The sequence below is a fragment of the Paenibacillus mesophilus genome (assembly GCF_005938385.1).
Classification (GTDB): Bacteria; Bacillota; Bacilli; order Paenibacillales; family NBRC-103111; genus Paenibacillus_AB; species Paenibacillus_AB mesophilus.
In genome coordinates this window covers 80,739-96,207 of the sequence record NZ_VCRA01000018.1, presented here as the reverse complement: position 1 = coordinate 96,207, position 15,469 = coordinate 80,739, and the positions used below count along the sequence as shown (strand labels likewise).

Annotated in this window: 15 protein-coding genes; 8 read left to right on the top strand and 7 right to left on the bottom strand. The window is 55.4% G+C overall.

All coding sequences use genetic code 11. The features are described 5' to 3' along the window. The first annotated feature begins 65 nt into the window (after positions 1–65). The 3 genes from FE783_RS26245 to FE783_RS26235 all read left to right on the top strand — a co-directional run bounded on the left by FE783_RS26245 (position 66) and on the right by FE783_RS26235 (position 1,695). Complete coding sequence (locus FE783_RS26245; RefSeq protein ID WP_138882333.1) at positions 66–239, top strand: YycC family protein; 174 nt, start codon at positions 66–68, stop codon at positions 237–239. A gap of 8 nt (positions 240–247) precedes the next feature. Beyond that, positions 248–484 (top strand): hypothetical protein, encoded by a 237-nt coding sequence (locus FE783_RS26240; RefSeq protein WP_138882332.1) that lies wholly within the window; start codon positions 248–250, stop codon positions 482–484. A 107-nt stretch (positions 485–591) separates the two neighbouring features. Beyond that, positions 592–1,695, top strand: coding sequence for a GGDEF domain-containing protein (locus tag FE783_RS26235; RefSeq protein WP_138882331.1), 1,104 nt, complete (start codon positions 592–594; stop codon positions 1,693–1,695). A 103-nt stretch (positions 1,696–1,798) separates the two neighbouring features. On the opposite strand, the gene FE783_RS26230 is transcribed toward FE783_RS26235, so the two are convergent. After that, positions 1,799–2,509: a DUF2225 domain-containing protein gene (locus tag FE783_RS26230; RefSeq protein WP_274381461.1), complete on the bottom strand. Its 711-nt coding sequence runs from the start codon at positions 2,507–2,509 to the stop codon at positions 1,799–1,801. Between the two features lie 42 nt (positions 2,510–2,551). Beyond that, positions 2,552–2,944, bottom strand: a complete 393-nt coding sequence (locus tag FE783_RS26225) for a globin domain-containing protein (protein WP_138882330.1) — start codon at positions 2,942–2,944, stop codon at positions 2,552–2,554. A gap of 412 nt (positions 2,945–3,356) precedes the next feature. Here FE783_RS26225 and ylbJ point away from each other — a divergent pair, with 412 nt between their 5' ends. The 4 genes from ylbJ (at position 3,357) to FE783_RS26205 (ending at position 8,918) form a co-directional block, all read left to right on the top strand. Then, positions 3,357–4,559 carry a sporulation integral membrane protein YlbJ gene (gene ylbJ / locus FE783_RS26220; RefSeq protein WP_138882371.1) on the top strand — a complete coding sequence of 401 codons (1,203 nt, stop codon included), beginning with the start codon at positions 3,357–3,359 and terminating at the stop codon, positions 4,557–4,559. 258 nt (positions 4,560–4,817) lie between these two features. Continuing rightward, entirely contained in the window at positions 4,818–5,624 is an 807-nt protein-coding gene (locus FE783_RS26215; protein WP_138882329.1) for an NAD kinase, read from the top strand. 461 nt (positions 5,625–6,085) lie between these two features. Then, positions 6,086–7,477: an extracellular solute-binding protein gene (locus FE783_RS26210; RefSeq protein WP_158302034.1), complete on the top strand. Its 1,392-nt coding sequence runs from the start codon at positions 6,086–6,088 to the stop codon at positions 7,475–7,477. A 94-nt stretch (positions 7,478–7,571) separates the two neighbouring features. After that, positions 7,572–8,918, top strand: a complete 1,347-nt coding sequence (locus FE783_RS26205) for an ABC transporter substrate-binding protein (RefSeq protein WP_138882327.1) — start codon at positions 7,572–7,574, stop codon at positions 8,916–8,918. A gap of 92 nt (positions 8,919–9,010) precedes the next feature. Here the strand turns inward: FE783_RS26205 and FE783_RS26200 are convergent, their stop codons facing one another. Together FE783_RS26200 and FE783_RS26195 are read right to left on the bottom strand one after the other, a co-directional pair. Then, positions 9,011–10,402: a sensor histidine kinase gene (locus tag FE783_RS26200; RefSeq protein ID WP_138882326.1), complete on the bottom strand. Its 1,392-nt coding sequence runs from the start codon at positions 10,400–10,402 to the stop codon at positions 9,011–9,013. Continuing rightward, positions 10,380–11,114: a response regulator transcription factor gene (locus FE783_RS26195; protein WP_138882325.1), complete on the bottom strand. Its 735-nt coding sequence runs from the start codon at positions 11,112–11,114 to the stop codon at positions 10,380–10,382. Before FE783_RS26195 ends, FE783_RS26200 begins: the two co-directional genes overlap by 23 nt. 164 nt (positions 11,115–11,278) lie before the next feature. Between FE783_RS26195 and FE783_RS26190 the strand changes: the two genes are divergently transcribed. Continuing rightward, positions 11,279–12,019: a hypothetical protein gene (locus tag FE783_RS26190; protein ID WP_138882324.1), complete on the top strand. Its 741-nt coding sequence runs from the start codon at positions 11,279–11,281 to the stop codon at positions 12,017–12,019. Between the two features lie 60 nt (positions 12,020–12,079). Here FE783_RS26190 and FE783_RS26185 read toward each other — a convergent pair whose 3' ends face one another. The 3 genes from FE783_RS26185 to FE783_RS26175 all read right to left on the bottom strand — a co-directional run bounded on the left by FE783_RS26185 (position 12,080) and on the right by FE783_RS26175 (position 15,332). Next, the gene (locus FE783_RS26185) at positions 12,080–12,523 is read right to left on the bottom strand and encodes an OsmC family protein (protein ID WP_138882323.1); all 444 of its coding nucleotides are present in this window, start codon (positions 12,521–12,523) and stop codon (positions 12,080–12,082) included. A 150-nt stretch (positions 12,524–12,673) separates the two neighbouring features. Beyond that, positions 12,674–13,000 carry an acetyl-CoA acetyltransferase gene (locus FE783_RS26180; protein WP_138882322.1) on the bottom strand — a complete coding sequence of 109 codons (327 nt, stop codon included), beginning with the start codon at positions 12,998–13,000 and terminating at the stop codon, positions 12,674–12,676. 73 nt (positions 13,001–13,073) lie between these two features. Further along, complete coding sequence (locus FE783_RS26175) at positions 13,074–15,332, bottom strand: methyl-accepting chemotaxis protein (RefSeq protein WP_138882321.1); 2,259 nt, start codon at positions 15,330–15,332, stop codon at positions 13,074–13,076. Positions 15,333–15,469 lie beyond the last annotated feature (137 nt).

The following is a 15,469-nucleotide window of genomic DNA, read 5'->3' as shown; positions in this document are numbered from 1 at the left end:
CTGATGTATAATGGGTAAAGCGCCTCATGTTTGCGCTATTTATGAGAACACGGAGGAACGAACTGATGAGACCGTTGCAAATATCGCCTGAAACCGCAATCAAGCTGGCCGAAGCGCTGAAAGTGCCGATCGAGCGGCTCATGCATATGCCCCAGCACATTTTGATCCAGAAGCTGGCCGAGATGGCCAAGTCCGAGACGAGCGGAAACCCGGACCCGTCCACGGAACGGAAAGAGTAAGCCCGCCCATGATTCCATTCGAAAATACGCTGCCATACGAAACGATCGGGAAAGACGTCTATTTGATCGAATGTCCCTATTGCGGCGAAAGGAACGTCCTGCTGCCGCTTCGCACGGCCGACTTGACTCCGATTCGCGAAGGCCGCAAGCGGCTGATCGTATTTCCTTGCTGCCGCGAGAAAATGACGGCCGTCGATGCGGACCGCGACTACTTGCTCGGCGACCGCCCGATCCGGCGGCGCTGAACGGTATCGAATCATCCGGACGGAAAAAAAGAGGATTTTCCGTAGCCGATATCGAATACTACACTTTTCGACGGAACTGCACGCAGTCCTTTCAGGAGCGAATAGCAATGAACGAATACCTCATTCCGGTAACAAACTCCTGCACCCTGGTTACTTTAAGCTATATCGCATTGAAGCTGCAGAACCGCGTTACGGGCAGTGTAAATGAAATGGTGCTCGTCCCTTTGTTTACCGGACTTGCTTCCATTCTGATGATGCTGCTGCCGATTCCGACCGACCTGATCGAACAGGATCTCCGCTTTATTCCGATCATTATGGCGGGACTGAGGCTCGGTCTGCCCGTGGCGCTGTTGTCGGTTATTCCGCCGGCGGCCTTCGGCATGTGGCTGAATCAGCCATACATGCTCTATGAGCTGCTGCACGGACTGCTCTTCCCCGCTCTGATCAGCTCGCTTGTGCATCATAAGGAATACCGTACGGGCTTCGATCCGATCCGATTGACCGATGGACTCCTAATCGCATCCCTATTGTTCTCCGTGAAGGCCGCGGCCGGCTATTTCATCATTCCCGCACCATGGTCCGAATATTTGCTGATGAACGTCTATATGCTTGCGATTACATTGCTTTGCTTGCTCGTGCTCATCGCCATGCACAACGACGAGAACAAAAACTGGCTGCTTCAGCGCCAGCTGGAGCTGGAAGCGAACCAGGACCGGCTTACGGGATTGCCGAACATACGCAGCTTCCTGGAAATCGCCGACAATACGCTCAAGAAGCGCCGTATCAGCATTCTCATGATCGATATCGACAATTTTAAAAACTTCAACGATACGCTCGGCCATTTGCAGGGCGACCATCTTCTTCGCGAGGTCGGTCAGCTGCTTCGCACTGCGATCGGCGAGAAAGACTATATCGCCCGTTACGGCGGGGAAGAATTTATTGTCATGTGCGATACGGTCGACCGCAACTTGCTTTCTTTCCTGGCTCACAAGCTGTGCAACACGGTGGCCGCCCATCCGTTCGCCGGACGGGAAGTCCAGCCGGGCAAAGCGATTTCCATCTCGATCGGAATCTCGTCCGCCAATCATCCGGAAGACGACTTGTACCGCTTAATGGCGGAAGCCGACCAAGCGCTGTACGACTCCAAGCGCAGCGGCAAAAACCGCTACACGTTTCATGAACGCGCCGATTCCGCGATCGCATTCTTCTAGCCCCCTTCGGACAACCGGATGGGGTGTTTCGTGTGGAACAACAAAAAGCCCCACAACCGTGGAGCTTTCGTCTCGAATCATGAATCAAACGTTGCGGACGGCTTTACGAACCGCCTTCCTTCATTTCGTCGGGAAGATCCAGCTTGGCGGCGAGCATATCCTCGCGGGTTTGCACCCATTGCTCCCGGCACGCCCGGATCATCGCGGAATCCATAATTTTCTTGTCGTTGATGACCCGCCCGAACCAGAGCACCGCCTTCTGGTAGTTGCCGAGTCTGCGGTGAAGCTCGCCGATCAAATACATGAGGCGTGCATTGTTCACATCTTCGCCTTCGGTTTCGAACACCTTCACATACGACTCCAGGGCGAATTCGAGAAAACGCTTCTCCTGCTCCTTATTGTCCTTGTACCGGTACAGCCAGGCGATATGATGCAGCAGCCCCGCGATGACGCGGTCCTTCTCTTCCTTGATCTGGGCGCACAGCAGCGCCAGCTTGTAGGACTGCATCGCTTCATTCCAGTCCCGTTCCCCGGTCAAATCCAGCCCGTTCCAATTTTTCCCGAGCTTATCCAAATACAGATGCTTATGCTTCGGGGTAAGCCGGTCGGAAAAGTTTTCCGTAAACGAGAAACCGCAGAACGGACAAACCCTGACGACGTAGAAGTCGGGATTTACCGTTTTGTAATGAATGCAGAAATCGCTATCCGTCTTGGCCGTTTTCTTGAAGCTCGTGCGGACCCGGGACGTTTGAAACGACTGCTCGCAGCACATGCACGTTACTTTGATCAAATAGAGGGGTTCCAATTCCGTCAATGGTCTGTCTTCCTTTCCGCAACATGGCTGCTCATCCGCCGGTTATTCGTTCGTATTGACAAAATGATAGGCCGGCCCCTTCAGGCGCTCCAACACGACGGCCTGCAGTTCGGGATCGATACCCGCTTCCGCAAGCGCCCGTTTCATGCAGGAAAGCCACGCATCGGCCCGCTCGGGAGTGATCGGAAACGGCAAATGCCTTGCACGCATCATCGGATGACCGTACATGTCCGAGTAAAGCGGGGGCCCTCCGAAAAATTGAGTGAGAAACAACCTTTGCTTCTCCATGACCGGATCGATATCGTCCGGGAAGAGGGGACCTATATGCGGATCTGCCTGTACTTTCGGGTAAAAAGCTTGAACGAGCCTCGTAATCGTCTCCGCGCCGCCGATCGCTTCGTATAGGGAATTAGCACTATTCTTCTGTTCGTTCATATCCGTCACCTGTCCTAGTTATGTCACCCACATTATACAACACAACAACAAAATGACGCCAACTTTTTTCAGGAGCGGCGTCACGCGTATGCTTGTTAACCGGAAAAAAGACCGGATTCGTCAATTTTCGATATCTTCCTCGGAGGAACCCATGAGCGTTTCCCGGATGACAAAAACGAAGGCGCATACAATTAACCCTGTGACTACACTCATCATTTAGCATCACTCCGTTTTCACTTTTTTTTAGTTTACCATATTCGCCGAGAAATATCAGCCTTTTCCGTTAAAAATGTATCCGGTTTCAATCGCCCGGTGCTCCTGCATGTCCGCGGTGTCTCAAACATACTATGTAGAGACTACTCGTACGATCGAGGTGTTTCTATTGTTAGCTGCCCGCGTATGGAAAACGGCAATGACGGCCGCAGGGCTGATCGCCGTCGCCGCCATGATGATCGTTTTTCCCGCTCAATCGCTAACTGCGGCTCTACGCGGGTTATCGATCTGGTGGGACATATTGTTCCCCGCTCTCGTACCGTTTTTCGTGATCGCGGAATTGATGCTCGGCTTCGGCATCGTCCATTTTTTCGGAACGCTGCTCGATCCGATGATGCGGCCTTTGTTCCGCGTTCCCGGAATCGGCGGCTTCGTGATGGCGATGGGCTTCGCCTCCGGCTACCCGGTCGGCGCCCGTCTGACCGCCCAATTGTGGGAGCAGCGGCTCGTAAGCCGGGACGAGGGCGAACGATTGGTCGCCTTTACGACGACGTCGGATCCGATCTTTTTGATCGGAGCCGTTTCCGTAGGGTTCTTCCATGACGTCGGACTGGCCGTCGTGCTTGCAGCCGCCCATTACGGGACGAGCGTTGCGATCGGCTTCCTGATGCGGTATCACGGGAGCAGACCGCTCGAGCAGGCCGCCCCGAAATCATCCGGCGCGTTTCTGTTCAAGCGGGCGATGCAGGCTATGCATCGTGCGCGTCTGCTCGACAGCCGCACGTTCGGCGAGATGCTTCGTGACGCGCTGCAATCGTCGCTCCGACTCATAATGGTCGTCGGCGGTCTTGTCGTATTTTTTTGCGTCGTATTAGAAGTGCTGACGCTGTCCCAAGTGATGAACGGCTTATATATGGCCGTCAATACCGTTCTGCAAAGCGCGGGCGTACCTCCGGAGCTGTCGCAGGCCGTCGTGAACGGCTTGTTCGAAGTGACGCTGGGCGCCAAATCGGCGGCCGGAGCGGGCGCGCACTTGACGCTCGCAAGCAAAGTGGCGATCGCCGCGTTCATTTTGTCATGGGGCGGGATGTCCGTTCATGCCCAAGTAGTCAGTCTGCTCAACCGGACGGATTTGCGGTATGCTCCGTTCGGCATCGCGCGGTTCGCGCACGGCATATTGGCAGCCGTAGCCGTGTTCGTCCTCTGGGAGCCCCTCTCTCCGGCCAAAGTCGCCATCTCGGATGCCCTGCCGGCATTCTCGGCGGAGAACGGTCTATACGCGGGACTGCCCGTCCTGTTCCCGCTCTCCGGTATTCTGTTCATCGGAACGATCGCGCTACTATGCGTGCTGCATGCGGCCTATTTGTGCCTCCGTCCGCTGCTGCGCCGCCTCCGCATGTAAGGCCCGAGACGGACGCGCCGATTCCGCCATTGTTTTGAGCCGGAATATTGATTATGATGGTGAGTATATAGCTTTGTGGTGCCGAGTGACGCTTACGATGCAAGCTTTGCCTACGGCAAAGCTCAGTGACGCTTACGATGCAAACTTTGCTTACGCAAAGTTCTGTGACGCTTACGATGCAAGCTTTGCCTACGGCAAAGCTCAGTGACGCTTACGATGCAAGCTTTGCCTACGGCAAAGCTTTGAGGAGGATAACGTGTGAAGTACAACGTAGTGAACCGGGGCGACGATACGTCCGTCCGGCTGAAGGAACGCTTTCACGAGCTGGCTGCGCAATGCGGCATGGCGCTTGACCCGGAATGTCCCGACATCGTCGTATCGATCGGCGGCGACGGCACGATGCTGCACGCGTTTCATCTATATGCCGACAGGCTGGACCAAACCTCCTTCGTCGGCATCCATACCGGCCATCTCGGCTTTTACGCCGATTGGAAGCCCCAAGAGCTGGACACGCTTATTCGTCACATGGCGGCGGACACCGCCGAGCCGATTCGCGTTGTCAAATACCCGATCATCGAAATCCAAATCGTCACCGAACAGGGCACCGAAACGTATTTGGCGCTTAACGAATGCACGCTCAAGGGCGTCGAAGGGACGCTTGTCGCCGAGCTTCGCATTAACGACGAACGGTTCGAAATGTTCCGGGGAGACGGCATCTGCATCTCCACGCCGACCGGCAGCACCGGCTACAACCGGAGTCTGAACGGCGCGATTTTGCATCCATCGCTCGAAGCGGTGCAAATTGCCGAGATGGCCTCGCTCAACAACCGGGTATACCGCTCGCTGGGCTCTTCGATCGTGCTGCCGAAGCATCATCACTGCGACATTTACCCGAAGAAGGGGCAAAAAATATTACTTACGCTCGATCATCTGAACATGCAGCTGTCGGACCTCATCTCGATACGCTGCATGGTCGCGGACCGGAAAGTTTCTTTCGTACGGTACCGCCCGTTTCCGTTCTGGAACCGGGTACGGGAAGCGTTCATCGGGGATATCGTGGAATAAGAAAAACGTCTATCGACGTATTTCAAGGATGAGCGACCGCGGTTTAGCGGAAGTTTCTCTTGGTTCAGAATGTCGCTGTTCGCTTTAACACTTTAGCGAACTTAAACATTCTGAAACGTTAGGGAAACGGCCGTTATCGGCGGCTGAAAGAAGGCGGACTCCGTACTCGCATTAGCGATCGCGGGTCCGTTTTTTCGTCCCCTCATACCCCCGCTCCCGATTCCCGTTCCGATGTACATAATCCATATTGACACAACATAGCGATTTCCCTATTGTTGAATTAAGCGGTTACATCATCGTTTCCACTAACCATTACTAACATCCGCTCTGTTATTTCATGGGTCTGTACATCGGTATGTACATTGCAACGCGTAAGGGGGCTTTAAACTCAGAACGCCTAGAGAACGGACGGAGGTATTTGCAAGCGCTTACTTCATATTATGCAAAGAGGAGTCGGGAACATGAAGGGCAGACCGACACAGCAACAATTTCACGAACGGCTGGAGGAAGTCGTACAGACGCTGCGCGACGAAATTCTCGACGGACGATACCCCGTCGGCAGCTTCCTCCCTTCCGAATCCGTCTTGGCGGAGCGGTTCCAGATCAGCAACAAATCGCTTAGAATCGGTTTGGTCACACTCGTCAAAGAAGGCCTTATCGAGAAAATTCCGAGCGTCGGCAACCGCATCGTTACGCAGCGCACCCGCGTTACACTGACCATGATGTGCCCGCCCTCGATGCTGCGCGACATCAATCTGGAGAAGCTGCTGCACGAATTCCATCTCCGGTACCCTTGGATCCGCGTAGAAACGGCCTTCGGAAGCATCATGAACGAGTGTACGAAAAGTATGCCTGCGGACGTCATGATCTTAAATCAGTTTCAGTTTCAAGAACTGGTCGAAACAAAGCAGAGCCACAACCTCGAGACGCTGAAGGAAAACGAGCGGATTTACCCTTTTCTGACGAAGGCATTTGCCTTGGACGGCGCCTTATATGCGCAGCCCATCATCTTTTCGCCGATCGTGCTTTGCTATAACAAGGAACATTTCCGCGAGCGGAACGTTCCCGAGCCGGACGGGAGCTGGACATGGGAGCATTTGATCAAGGCGGCGACCGCCTTGTCGGGCGGAGGGGACCGATACGGTCTATGCTTTCATCTTCCTTCGGAAAACCGCTGGCCGGTATTTTTGCTGCAAAGCGGAGAAAAGTTCGATTGGGAGGACGGCAAGCTTAAGTCGATCCAAGGAACCCGGCTGCTGGACAGCATCCGGCTGTGCAAGCAGATCATTCATAACCGGCATGTTTTCCCGCTCTATTTGTCGGAAAACAGCAACGACGTGCAAAACTTGTTCGTCGAAGGAAAAGTGTCGATGATCTTGAACAACTATATGAGCATAAACGAACTCGCGAACACGAGTGTGCCCTACGATATTTCCGCCGTTCCGTTCATCTCGGAGCCGCGGACGCTGGCCGTCATATGCGGCATCGCCATCCATATCAACAGCTCCAAGAAAGAAGCGGCAGCCGTTCTCGTCGACTTTATCGCCTCCGTGCAGGGCCAGGAGTTCATCCGCCGGACGACGACTAGTATTCCGGCATGCAAGGAAGTGGCCGAAGCCGCGTATGAAATGCCCGGAATCAATAGTCCGAGCCGGTACGGCATGTTCCGGGAGCTTTTGTTCTCGCTGCGCCTTCACAGCGATTTGAATTTGTCGGTGGCCGGGTTCGGGCTGCTGATCAAGCATTTGAAGGCTTATTGGTCCGATTTGATTCAAGAGGAGGAGCTATGCGACAGGCTGCAGGAAACGTTGTCTTCTTGCGCGCCGGCGTACGATGACCGCACCGTCGGGTGAGGTATTGTGCCCGTCTGCCCCCTCTCAACTCCAAATTGTAAATATTTTACTTATTGATTAAATTATTACAACAAGACTGTGAGGAGGAATCACGATGATTGAAGAACGAATGGTACACGGACACGACCCCTCGGCCAAGAGGAGAACCAAATGGATGGCGCTGTCCGCCGCAGTGCTGGCAACATTCGCCCTATCCGCTTGCGGCGGCAAGGAAGCCCCCGCGGCCAAATCGCCGGACGCTCCGGCGGCAGCTCCGCCCCAGCCGGTGACGCTAACGATCGCCGGGCCGGCCGCCGTATGGACCGATGCGGAATTTGCCAAATATGTCGTGGAGCCTATCGGCAAAAAATATCCGCACATTACGTTGAAGAGGATCGATACGACCGCCAAAGGACAGCTCATCCAAGATTTGGTCGCCGCCAACCAAGTTCCCGATATATATGCCGTCCAGCAAGCGAATATGGGGCCTCTTCTGGAATTGCAGCTCGTGTACGACGCGTCCGAGCTGTTCAAGAAGCACAAGATCGAGCTGGGCCGAATCCAGCAGGAATTGCTGGATGCCCCCAAGCCCCAGTTCGGGCTCAGCTATTTGCCGGGCCTCCCCGTCTACCAGTCGACCTGGGTGCTCGCCTACAACAAAAGCGTATTTAACCGGTTCGGCGTGCCGTTTCCGAAGGACGGCATGACTTGGAACGATACGACCGAGCTTGCCAAGAGGCTGACAAGATCCGAGCAAGGCATCCAATATTACGGCTTGAGCCTCGCCCGGACCTACACCGACGCTTACAAGCAAGTAAGCCTTCCTTTTGCCGACTTTACGACGAATCAGCCGCTGCTCCAAGCCCAAGGCTGGAAAGATTTGCTGCAGTTCTGGGGCGATTTCTACCGGTCGATCGGCTCTCCGCCGAGCAGCACGGATTGGAACAAGGCATGGACGCAAGAGAAGCGCGTCGGGATGAGAACGATCCAAACCGCTGTCTTCCAAGAGCTTCTGGCCGACAAAGACTTGGAATTCGACGTCGTGACTTATCCGCAAAACGCAAAAGCGCCGGGCATCGGCGCGGAAATGAACGCCCATTGGTGGACGATCACGAAGCAAAGCCCGAATAAGGACGCCGCCGCTCAAGCGCTCTCCGTCCTGCTGTCGGACGAGGTGCAAACGGCGATGACCCGGGGCATGCGCCTGACGGTGTTGAAGGACACGGCGATCCAAAGTCAGACAGGCGCCGACATAACGGGCACGCAAGGGAAAAACGTAACCGCATTCACGAAGCTGAAAAATCCGGCTCCGGTTCGTTTCGGCAATATGACGACCCAGTTCCTCGCCAGCATGAATAAAGCGATCAACGGCGTCCTGTTCGAAAATAAAGATATCAACACGGCGCTGCGCGAGGCGGACGAGCAGATGAGCAAAGACATTCAGGCCGAGTTGAAAAAGTAATTCCAATCCCCCGGAAGTGAAGATTTGCTTCGTACTCCCGAACCCGACCGTCGCAATGACAAATCGGGTTCGGGCTTATCGTTTCGGCCGGACTATGCCGCCGCCGGGAAGCGCATCGATATATCGGCCCCTCCCGCCTCATCGTTACGCGCCGATATCGTGCCGCCGCACCGCTCCACGATCGCCCGGGAGATGGCGAGGCCGAGTCCCGTTTCCCCTTCCTTCCCTTTCACGAAACGATGAAACAGCTGCGGAAGCAGGTCGTCCGGAATGCCTCCGCCGTCATCCGTGACGGATAGCTCGATCTGGTTTTTGCCCATGCCTGCGCGAATGAGGATTCGATGGCGTGCATAACGCGTTGCATTCGAAACGACGTTCAACAAAGCCTGAAGCAGCTTATCCCGATCCGCCCGAACAACCAATGCGTCGGCCAGCTCGCCCGCAATGGCGGTTTCGATCGTCAATCCTTTTTGGACCAGCAGAGGGTTGATCCGTTCGATCGTTTCTTCTATCAGCTCGACGATGTCTACCTCCGCAAGCTTGAAAATATGCTCTTCTCCTTCCAGCTTGGCGAGCAGCGTCATTTCGGTGACGATGTTTTTCAGCCGGCCGCTCTCGCTAATGATGATGTCCAGCCCTTTCCGTACGCTCTCGCCTTCAAAAATTCCGTCGCGTATCCCTTCGGCGTAACCCGATATCGACATTAACGGCGTTTTCAGCTCATGGGAGGCGTTCTGAATGAACTGCTTCTGTATACGGCTGTACGTTTCCAGCTCCTCGGCCATTTCGTACACCGTCTGCGCCACATCGCCGATCTCTCCTCCGGCCTCTACCAGCTTGACCTCCGAGAACCGCCGGTTCTCCACCTTCCGCAGCTCGCCGCGCAATTTCATCAAAGGCTTGATCAGCCGTCGCGTAATGATCAGACTGAGCAGAAACACGAGTATCCCGCCAATGCACAGCACGACGAGCAGCCGCCCGAGCACAGCCTGCTCGATCGCCTTGATTTTGCTCATCGGCATGAACAGCGTCAGCGTCCCGTCGCTAAGATCGTTCGTCGCGACAAGGTACCTATCATCTTTGCCTTCGCGCAGCATCTGGAGTTTGGAAACGCCGGCTTCCTCGATTCTGGCGACGGATATTTGCGCGGAAGCGCCAGGCAGGGTGCTGTACACGACATTGGCCTGGTTATCCGTAATAATCGCATCGATGCCTAGCAGCGGGGATACGGCAATCGGAGTAGCTAGAAGCGAAGAAGCCAGCACCGGAGTCTCGGATACGGCCGGAACAGCGGCGCTTGCGGCCTCGGATAAGGGAAGCGCCTGCATCTTCATCGATATGGTCGAACTCATCTGCTGCATATCCTTCTTCTGGGCCTTAATGAAATGATCGAGCAGCACATAGTGGAAAATAACCGCCGTCACCGACAAAACCAGCACGAGCAGCACGCCGAAAGCGACATTAATCTGAACTAGCAGCTTCATCCTCGGTCCCCCCCATGTCCGTCCGCAGCCGGTAGCCGTGCCCCCATACGGCTTCTACCGGCAGCTGCTCGATTTTTTTGCGCAGCCGCTTCAACAAATGGTCGACCGCACGATCGCTGCCGAAATAATCGTCTCCCCATACAAGCGTCAGCAGCTCGTCTCTCGTAAAAGCCCGGTTCGGCCGTTCGGCGAACGCTTTAAGCAGGGCGAACTCCTTGGACGTCATGTCCACTTCTTCCCCGCACCAGAACACGCGCCTTTGCTCCAGCATCAACTGCAGCTGGCCGCCTCCGACCTGCAGCACGGATGCGGCTTCCTGCTTGCTCTCGTCGATCGTCTTCAGCCTGTGCAGCCGATGTAGCTGCCGTTTGATCCGGGCGACCAGCTCGCGGGGACTGAACGGCTTAACCAAATAATCGTCGCTGCCGAGCTCTAAGCCCAATATTTTATCGACCTCGTTGTCTCGCGCGGAAATCATAATGATCGGCACTTCCGCTTCGTAGCGGATTCGTTTGCAAAACTCGTAGCCGTCCATGCCCGGAAGCATGATGTCGAGCACCCACATGTCCGGCGGCGCCGTCCTCCACAGCTCCCACGCCTCCTCGGCGGTGGCAAGCCCGACCGTGCGGAAATTTTCCTTCAGCAAATAAGCTTGTACAAGCTCGCGTATAGGTTGATCGTCGTCCACGACGGCAATGCAATATTCGTTCATCCTTACGCCCTCCATACTTAGGCTTCTTCTCTATTGTAGCAGAGCGTACGGCCATGAGGGGCAATGCCATCGTTTTTCCACAATCTGCACCACGGTTTGCCATCGTTCGGCAATACACTGGGAACTGTAAAACAAATCTAACCCGATTAGGAGTGTTGATCGAAATGAACCACAAACGACTGTTCCACAAAATCGCGCTGTCCACCTTGCTGCTCTCTGCCTTCGCGAGCCCGTCCGCTTTTGCCGACACTACCCTTGAAACGGACAAAGTGCTGCCGGCGATCCAAATGTCCGCCGCCCGCATGCTGGACCCGGTGAAGCTGGCCGAGACGTATGCCCCGGAGACGGTATCCGATTGGCAGCAGACGCTGTCGCAGTATCACGAGGCATTACGCTCCAAAGTTAAAATGAACGCCGGCGGCATCTCGGCAACCATCAAGGCGTTACCTATCGGCGAAGTCGAGCTTGGAACGTCCGAAGCCGGAGAGGAACCGGCGGCCGTGCTGAGCGAAGCGTTGAGCTTGGATAAGTCCGTCACGATCTCGAAAGTGTTTGCGACGGACGCCGTCAAGCTGACCAAGGCGGAAATTGCCGCCGAGCGGGTCGAATTGATCGGGGGTGCCGCTGTCGGCGTGGCGGCTGACGACAAGAATGCAGCTATCGCCATAAGCGTATCCGCAATTGCGGCCGATCTGCCCATGAGCCCGTTCATGCAGGGTTGGTCGGAGCTGGACAAGGCGGTGCAGACGAATGACGGCAATACGATCCGACAAGCGCTCGCCAACCAATTGGCGCTGTACAAGCAGGAAATTGTCCATTTGAATGAAATACAGCCCGTCGGCGTTCAACTGATGGATATCGTTCCGGCGACTCCGGCTGCTGCGGCCGAGCCAAGCAACGGTTGATGACAAAAACCGCTCGAGTCGATTACGACGCTCGAGCGGTTCGTATAGTTTGAGTATGTATCAGTTCTCGATCACGATGCCGCTCAGCTTGAGGTTGACCGGATTGGCGATCGTGTCTCCTACCGGGCATGTCCGCTCCAAAAATTCAATGAATTGCTCGACTTGTTCCCGGGGCGCATCGGTTTTGATATGGAACGTATAGCGGATGTCGGAATACCCTTTGCGTACGTCGGACTTGTTGAAGAAGCCGTCCAAATCGAGATCGCCTTCCAGCTCCACCCAAAAATCGTCGAGCCGGACGTTAAACTTTCTCGCGTATACCCGTGCCACGATCGATTGACAGGCGCCTAACGCGCCGAGAACAGCCTCGACCGGATTCATCCCGGTGTCCGTTCCGCCCAGGCTCTTCGGTTCGTCGATCGTCAGCTCGAAATTTCTGGAACGGACTTTGACGACTACTCCTTCTTGCAAATGCGCGGTTGCTTTAAAAGTTTCAACAGCCATTTCTCTCACCTCAAGTGTCATATTGACGGTATCATATCATACTTTTCCTATAATGTTAATAGGATTATTCAAGTTCTTGCTTGTCCACCGCACAAGCAAGGAAGGAAGAGGGCGTCCCGCCATCACGGAACGCCTCTTCTTCTTACATGGCTACGTGTACAGGAGCGTAATGACGAGCAAATTATACAGTACGAGTGGTAAAATGACATCATTGTACACGGAAGCCTGGTACAGCGGATTGAAAAATCCGCGGGTCTGGTCGTCGCGAACCGAGACGCGCAAGTATAGATGGTTGTCGTCCACATGGACGACGACGCCTACGTGCACATGTCCGTCCATCGTTTGGACCTGGACCGGGCGGTGGATGCAATGGCGCGCCACTTCGTGAATACGGTCCCGCGCGCTCTTCACCGACTGGACAAGCGCCGGCTCCGCCTGATACACCGATTGCTGCTGTGGGATGGGTGCGTTCATCATGAAACTATCCCTCCGTTTCATTATTTACGCTCCCATCCTATGCATGCGCCCGGTCAGGTGTGCAGCCGCCTAATCAATCGCGCTGAAACACCTTCAACGATTGTCTCAATTCCTTCGCCAGCTGCTCGAGCTCCTCGCCCATCCGCACCAGCTCGCCGCCGGATTCGTGTTGATCGCGGACAAGGCTCGCAACGTTTTCCGTCGTTGCGGTCGATTCCTCGGAAACGGCGCTTACCTGCATCATCATCCCGGACAGCTCCGATTGAGCCTCCACGGAAAATTGGAGCGAAGTCCATACTTTCTGCACGCTGTCCATAAACGGTCCCATCGAAGACTCGACATGACGGAAAATCTCTTGAGACGATCTGGAAATATCGCTCTGCTGCTGGAAGATCGGCAGCGAATCGGCAACCAGGCGGCTCGTCTCGGTCATCTCCGTCTGAATGTTCGCGATAACCGCTTCCACGGAAGCGATCGAATCTTTGGACTGGTTCGCCAAGCTGCGGATTTCCCCGGCGACGACCATGAACGGCTTGCCGGCTTCGCCAGCCGATGCGGCCACGATCGAAGCGTTCAACGATAAAATATTGATTTGCTTGGAGATGTTCCCTACGATATCGAGCACGACCGATATCGATTCCGTGCCGGCCTGCAGACGCTCCATCCTTTCGCTGAGCGACGATACGACTCCTTCGGCCGCCTGGTTGTGCTTGGTCAGTTCCTCGATCGCCGCGGCGCCGCTTCTGCCCGAATGCTCGACTTGCACCGCAATTTCCTTCATATCGCGGTTTACGTCGATCACATCGTTCAGACGGTTCGTCATTTCTCCGGTCAGCAGCGTGCTTTTCTCCGCATCGCGCGACAAGCTGTCCGCGCCGGAGGAAACCTCGTTCATCGCAACCGCAATTTCTCCGGAAGCGGCTCTGGATCGCTGCACCAGCTCGTTGATCTTGACCGTCGCCTGCATGAGACGATCCGCCGATTGTCCCGTCTGGGCCACGATGCCGCCGATCCGTTCCATCATGCTGTCGAAGCTCCCGCCCACCGAGCCGATTTCATCATGGCGCTTCATTTGCAGACGGACGTTCAGGTCGCCGTTCTCCGCCTGCCGCATTTTGCTCACCGCGAGCATGAGCGGACGGCCGATCGTCCGGTATCCCCACCAACCGAGCAGCAGAGCCAGCACGACGCCGCCTACGATCAGCAAAGCGAGCCCGTTCTGGATCGTCTTCGCGTCTTCCAGCAGCTTGTCCTCCGGAATCGCGCCCACAATCGTCCAATCGATGTTGGACAGCAGCTTCGAGGAAACAAGCTGGTTGCCTTTGCCCCCGTCGGACACGATGCTCGTCGACTCTACCGGCTTGACGACGGCGGGATCGCCGAACCCGATCCCTTGACGGTTCGTGAACAAGCTGTTGCCGGCGTTGCCGATCAGATGAATGTCCCCCATGCCGCCGAAGTTGATCGGCCTCAGCAAATCTTCAAAAAACTTCAGCTTATACTCCACGATCAGCACGTCGGCCCACTTCTGGTCTTCCGGGCTCCAGAACGATTTGGCGATCGCAAATACGGGAGTTTCGGCGTCGTTCATTACGTAGGAGCCCTTCTGCGGAGGAAGGTAGACGTTTCTCCCTTTCCCCTTGAGTGCCTCTTCCGACCACGGCAAGCTGTACAGGTCGGGCGTCTTCGCTTTGCCGTTGATGCTGGTCAGCTGGTTTTCCCCGTTGAACCGCACGAGACCGATCGAATAGATCATATCGGCGTTCGTGAGCGCATAGGCGGATATGTAGTTGTTGATCGCGCCGTCGAGCGTGCTCTTCGGCAAGTTCAACTCGTTGTACCTCGGCATGATCGCCGATTTCCCTTGGGATGCCCGGGCGATATCCTCGGTGATCTTGATCCGGTCCTTCGACTCCGTCACCTTGCCCGCCTGTTCGGTCTTCTGGGCGATTTCGTCGTCGAATGCTTTAATTTGCGCGATCAATCGCTTGTATTCGCTTGCAAGCGGCTCCTGCTGCGGCTCCAAGTTCCGCCGGTCCTTCGTCGTAAACTGATTTTTGTCCGCGTACACGGCCAACTGGTTGTACGTACCTTCCATCACTTTGTACCACCGGTCGGTATTGTTCGCGGCGTCCTGGACGACTTGCTGCATGTTGTCGCCCACCTTCTGCTTCAGCGCATCGGACGAAATCCGATACGCGATCCAGCCCGCCGCGGCGCACGTCAGCACGATACTGGCCAGAAAAGCGGCGAAAAGCTTGAATCCGATCGAACGGTGCCACCCCCAATTCAGGCGGAATTTCCGCGTGGCTGCCTGCTTCTTCCCAATCATTCCATATCCCCCTTCAGGTTGAAATCAAAGCAATTAGGACCTAGGAGCTACTGCGTAATACGCACTCAACACGCAGCAGCTCCTATACGTTTACCGAAAGCGGGCGCGCATTCGAGTAAACCCTTTCAAGGAATTAT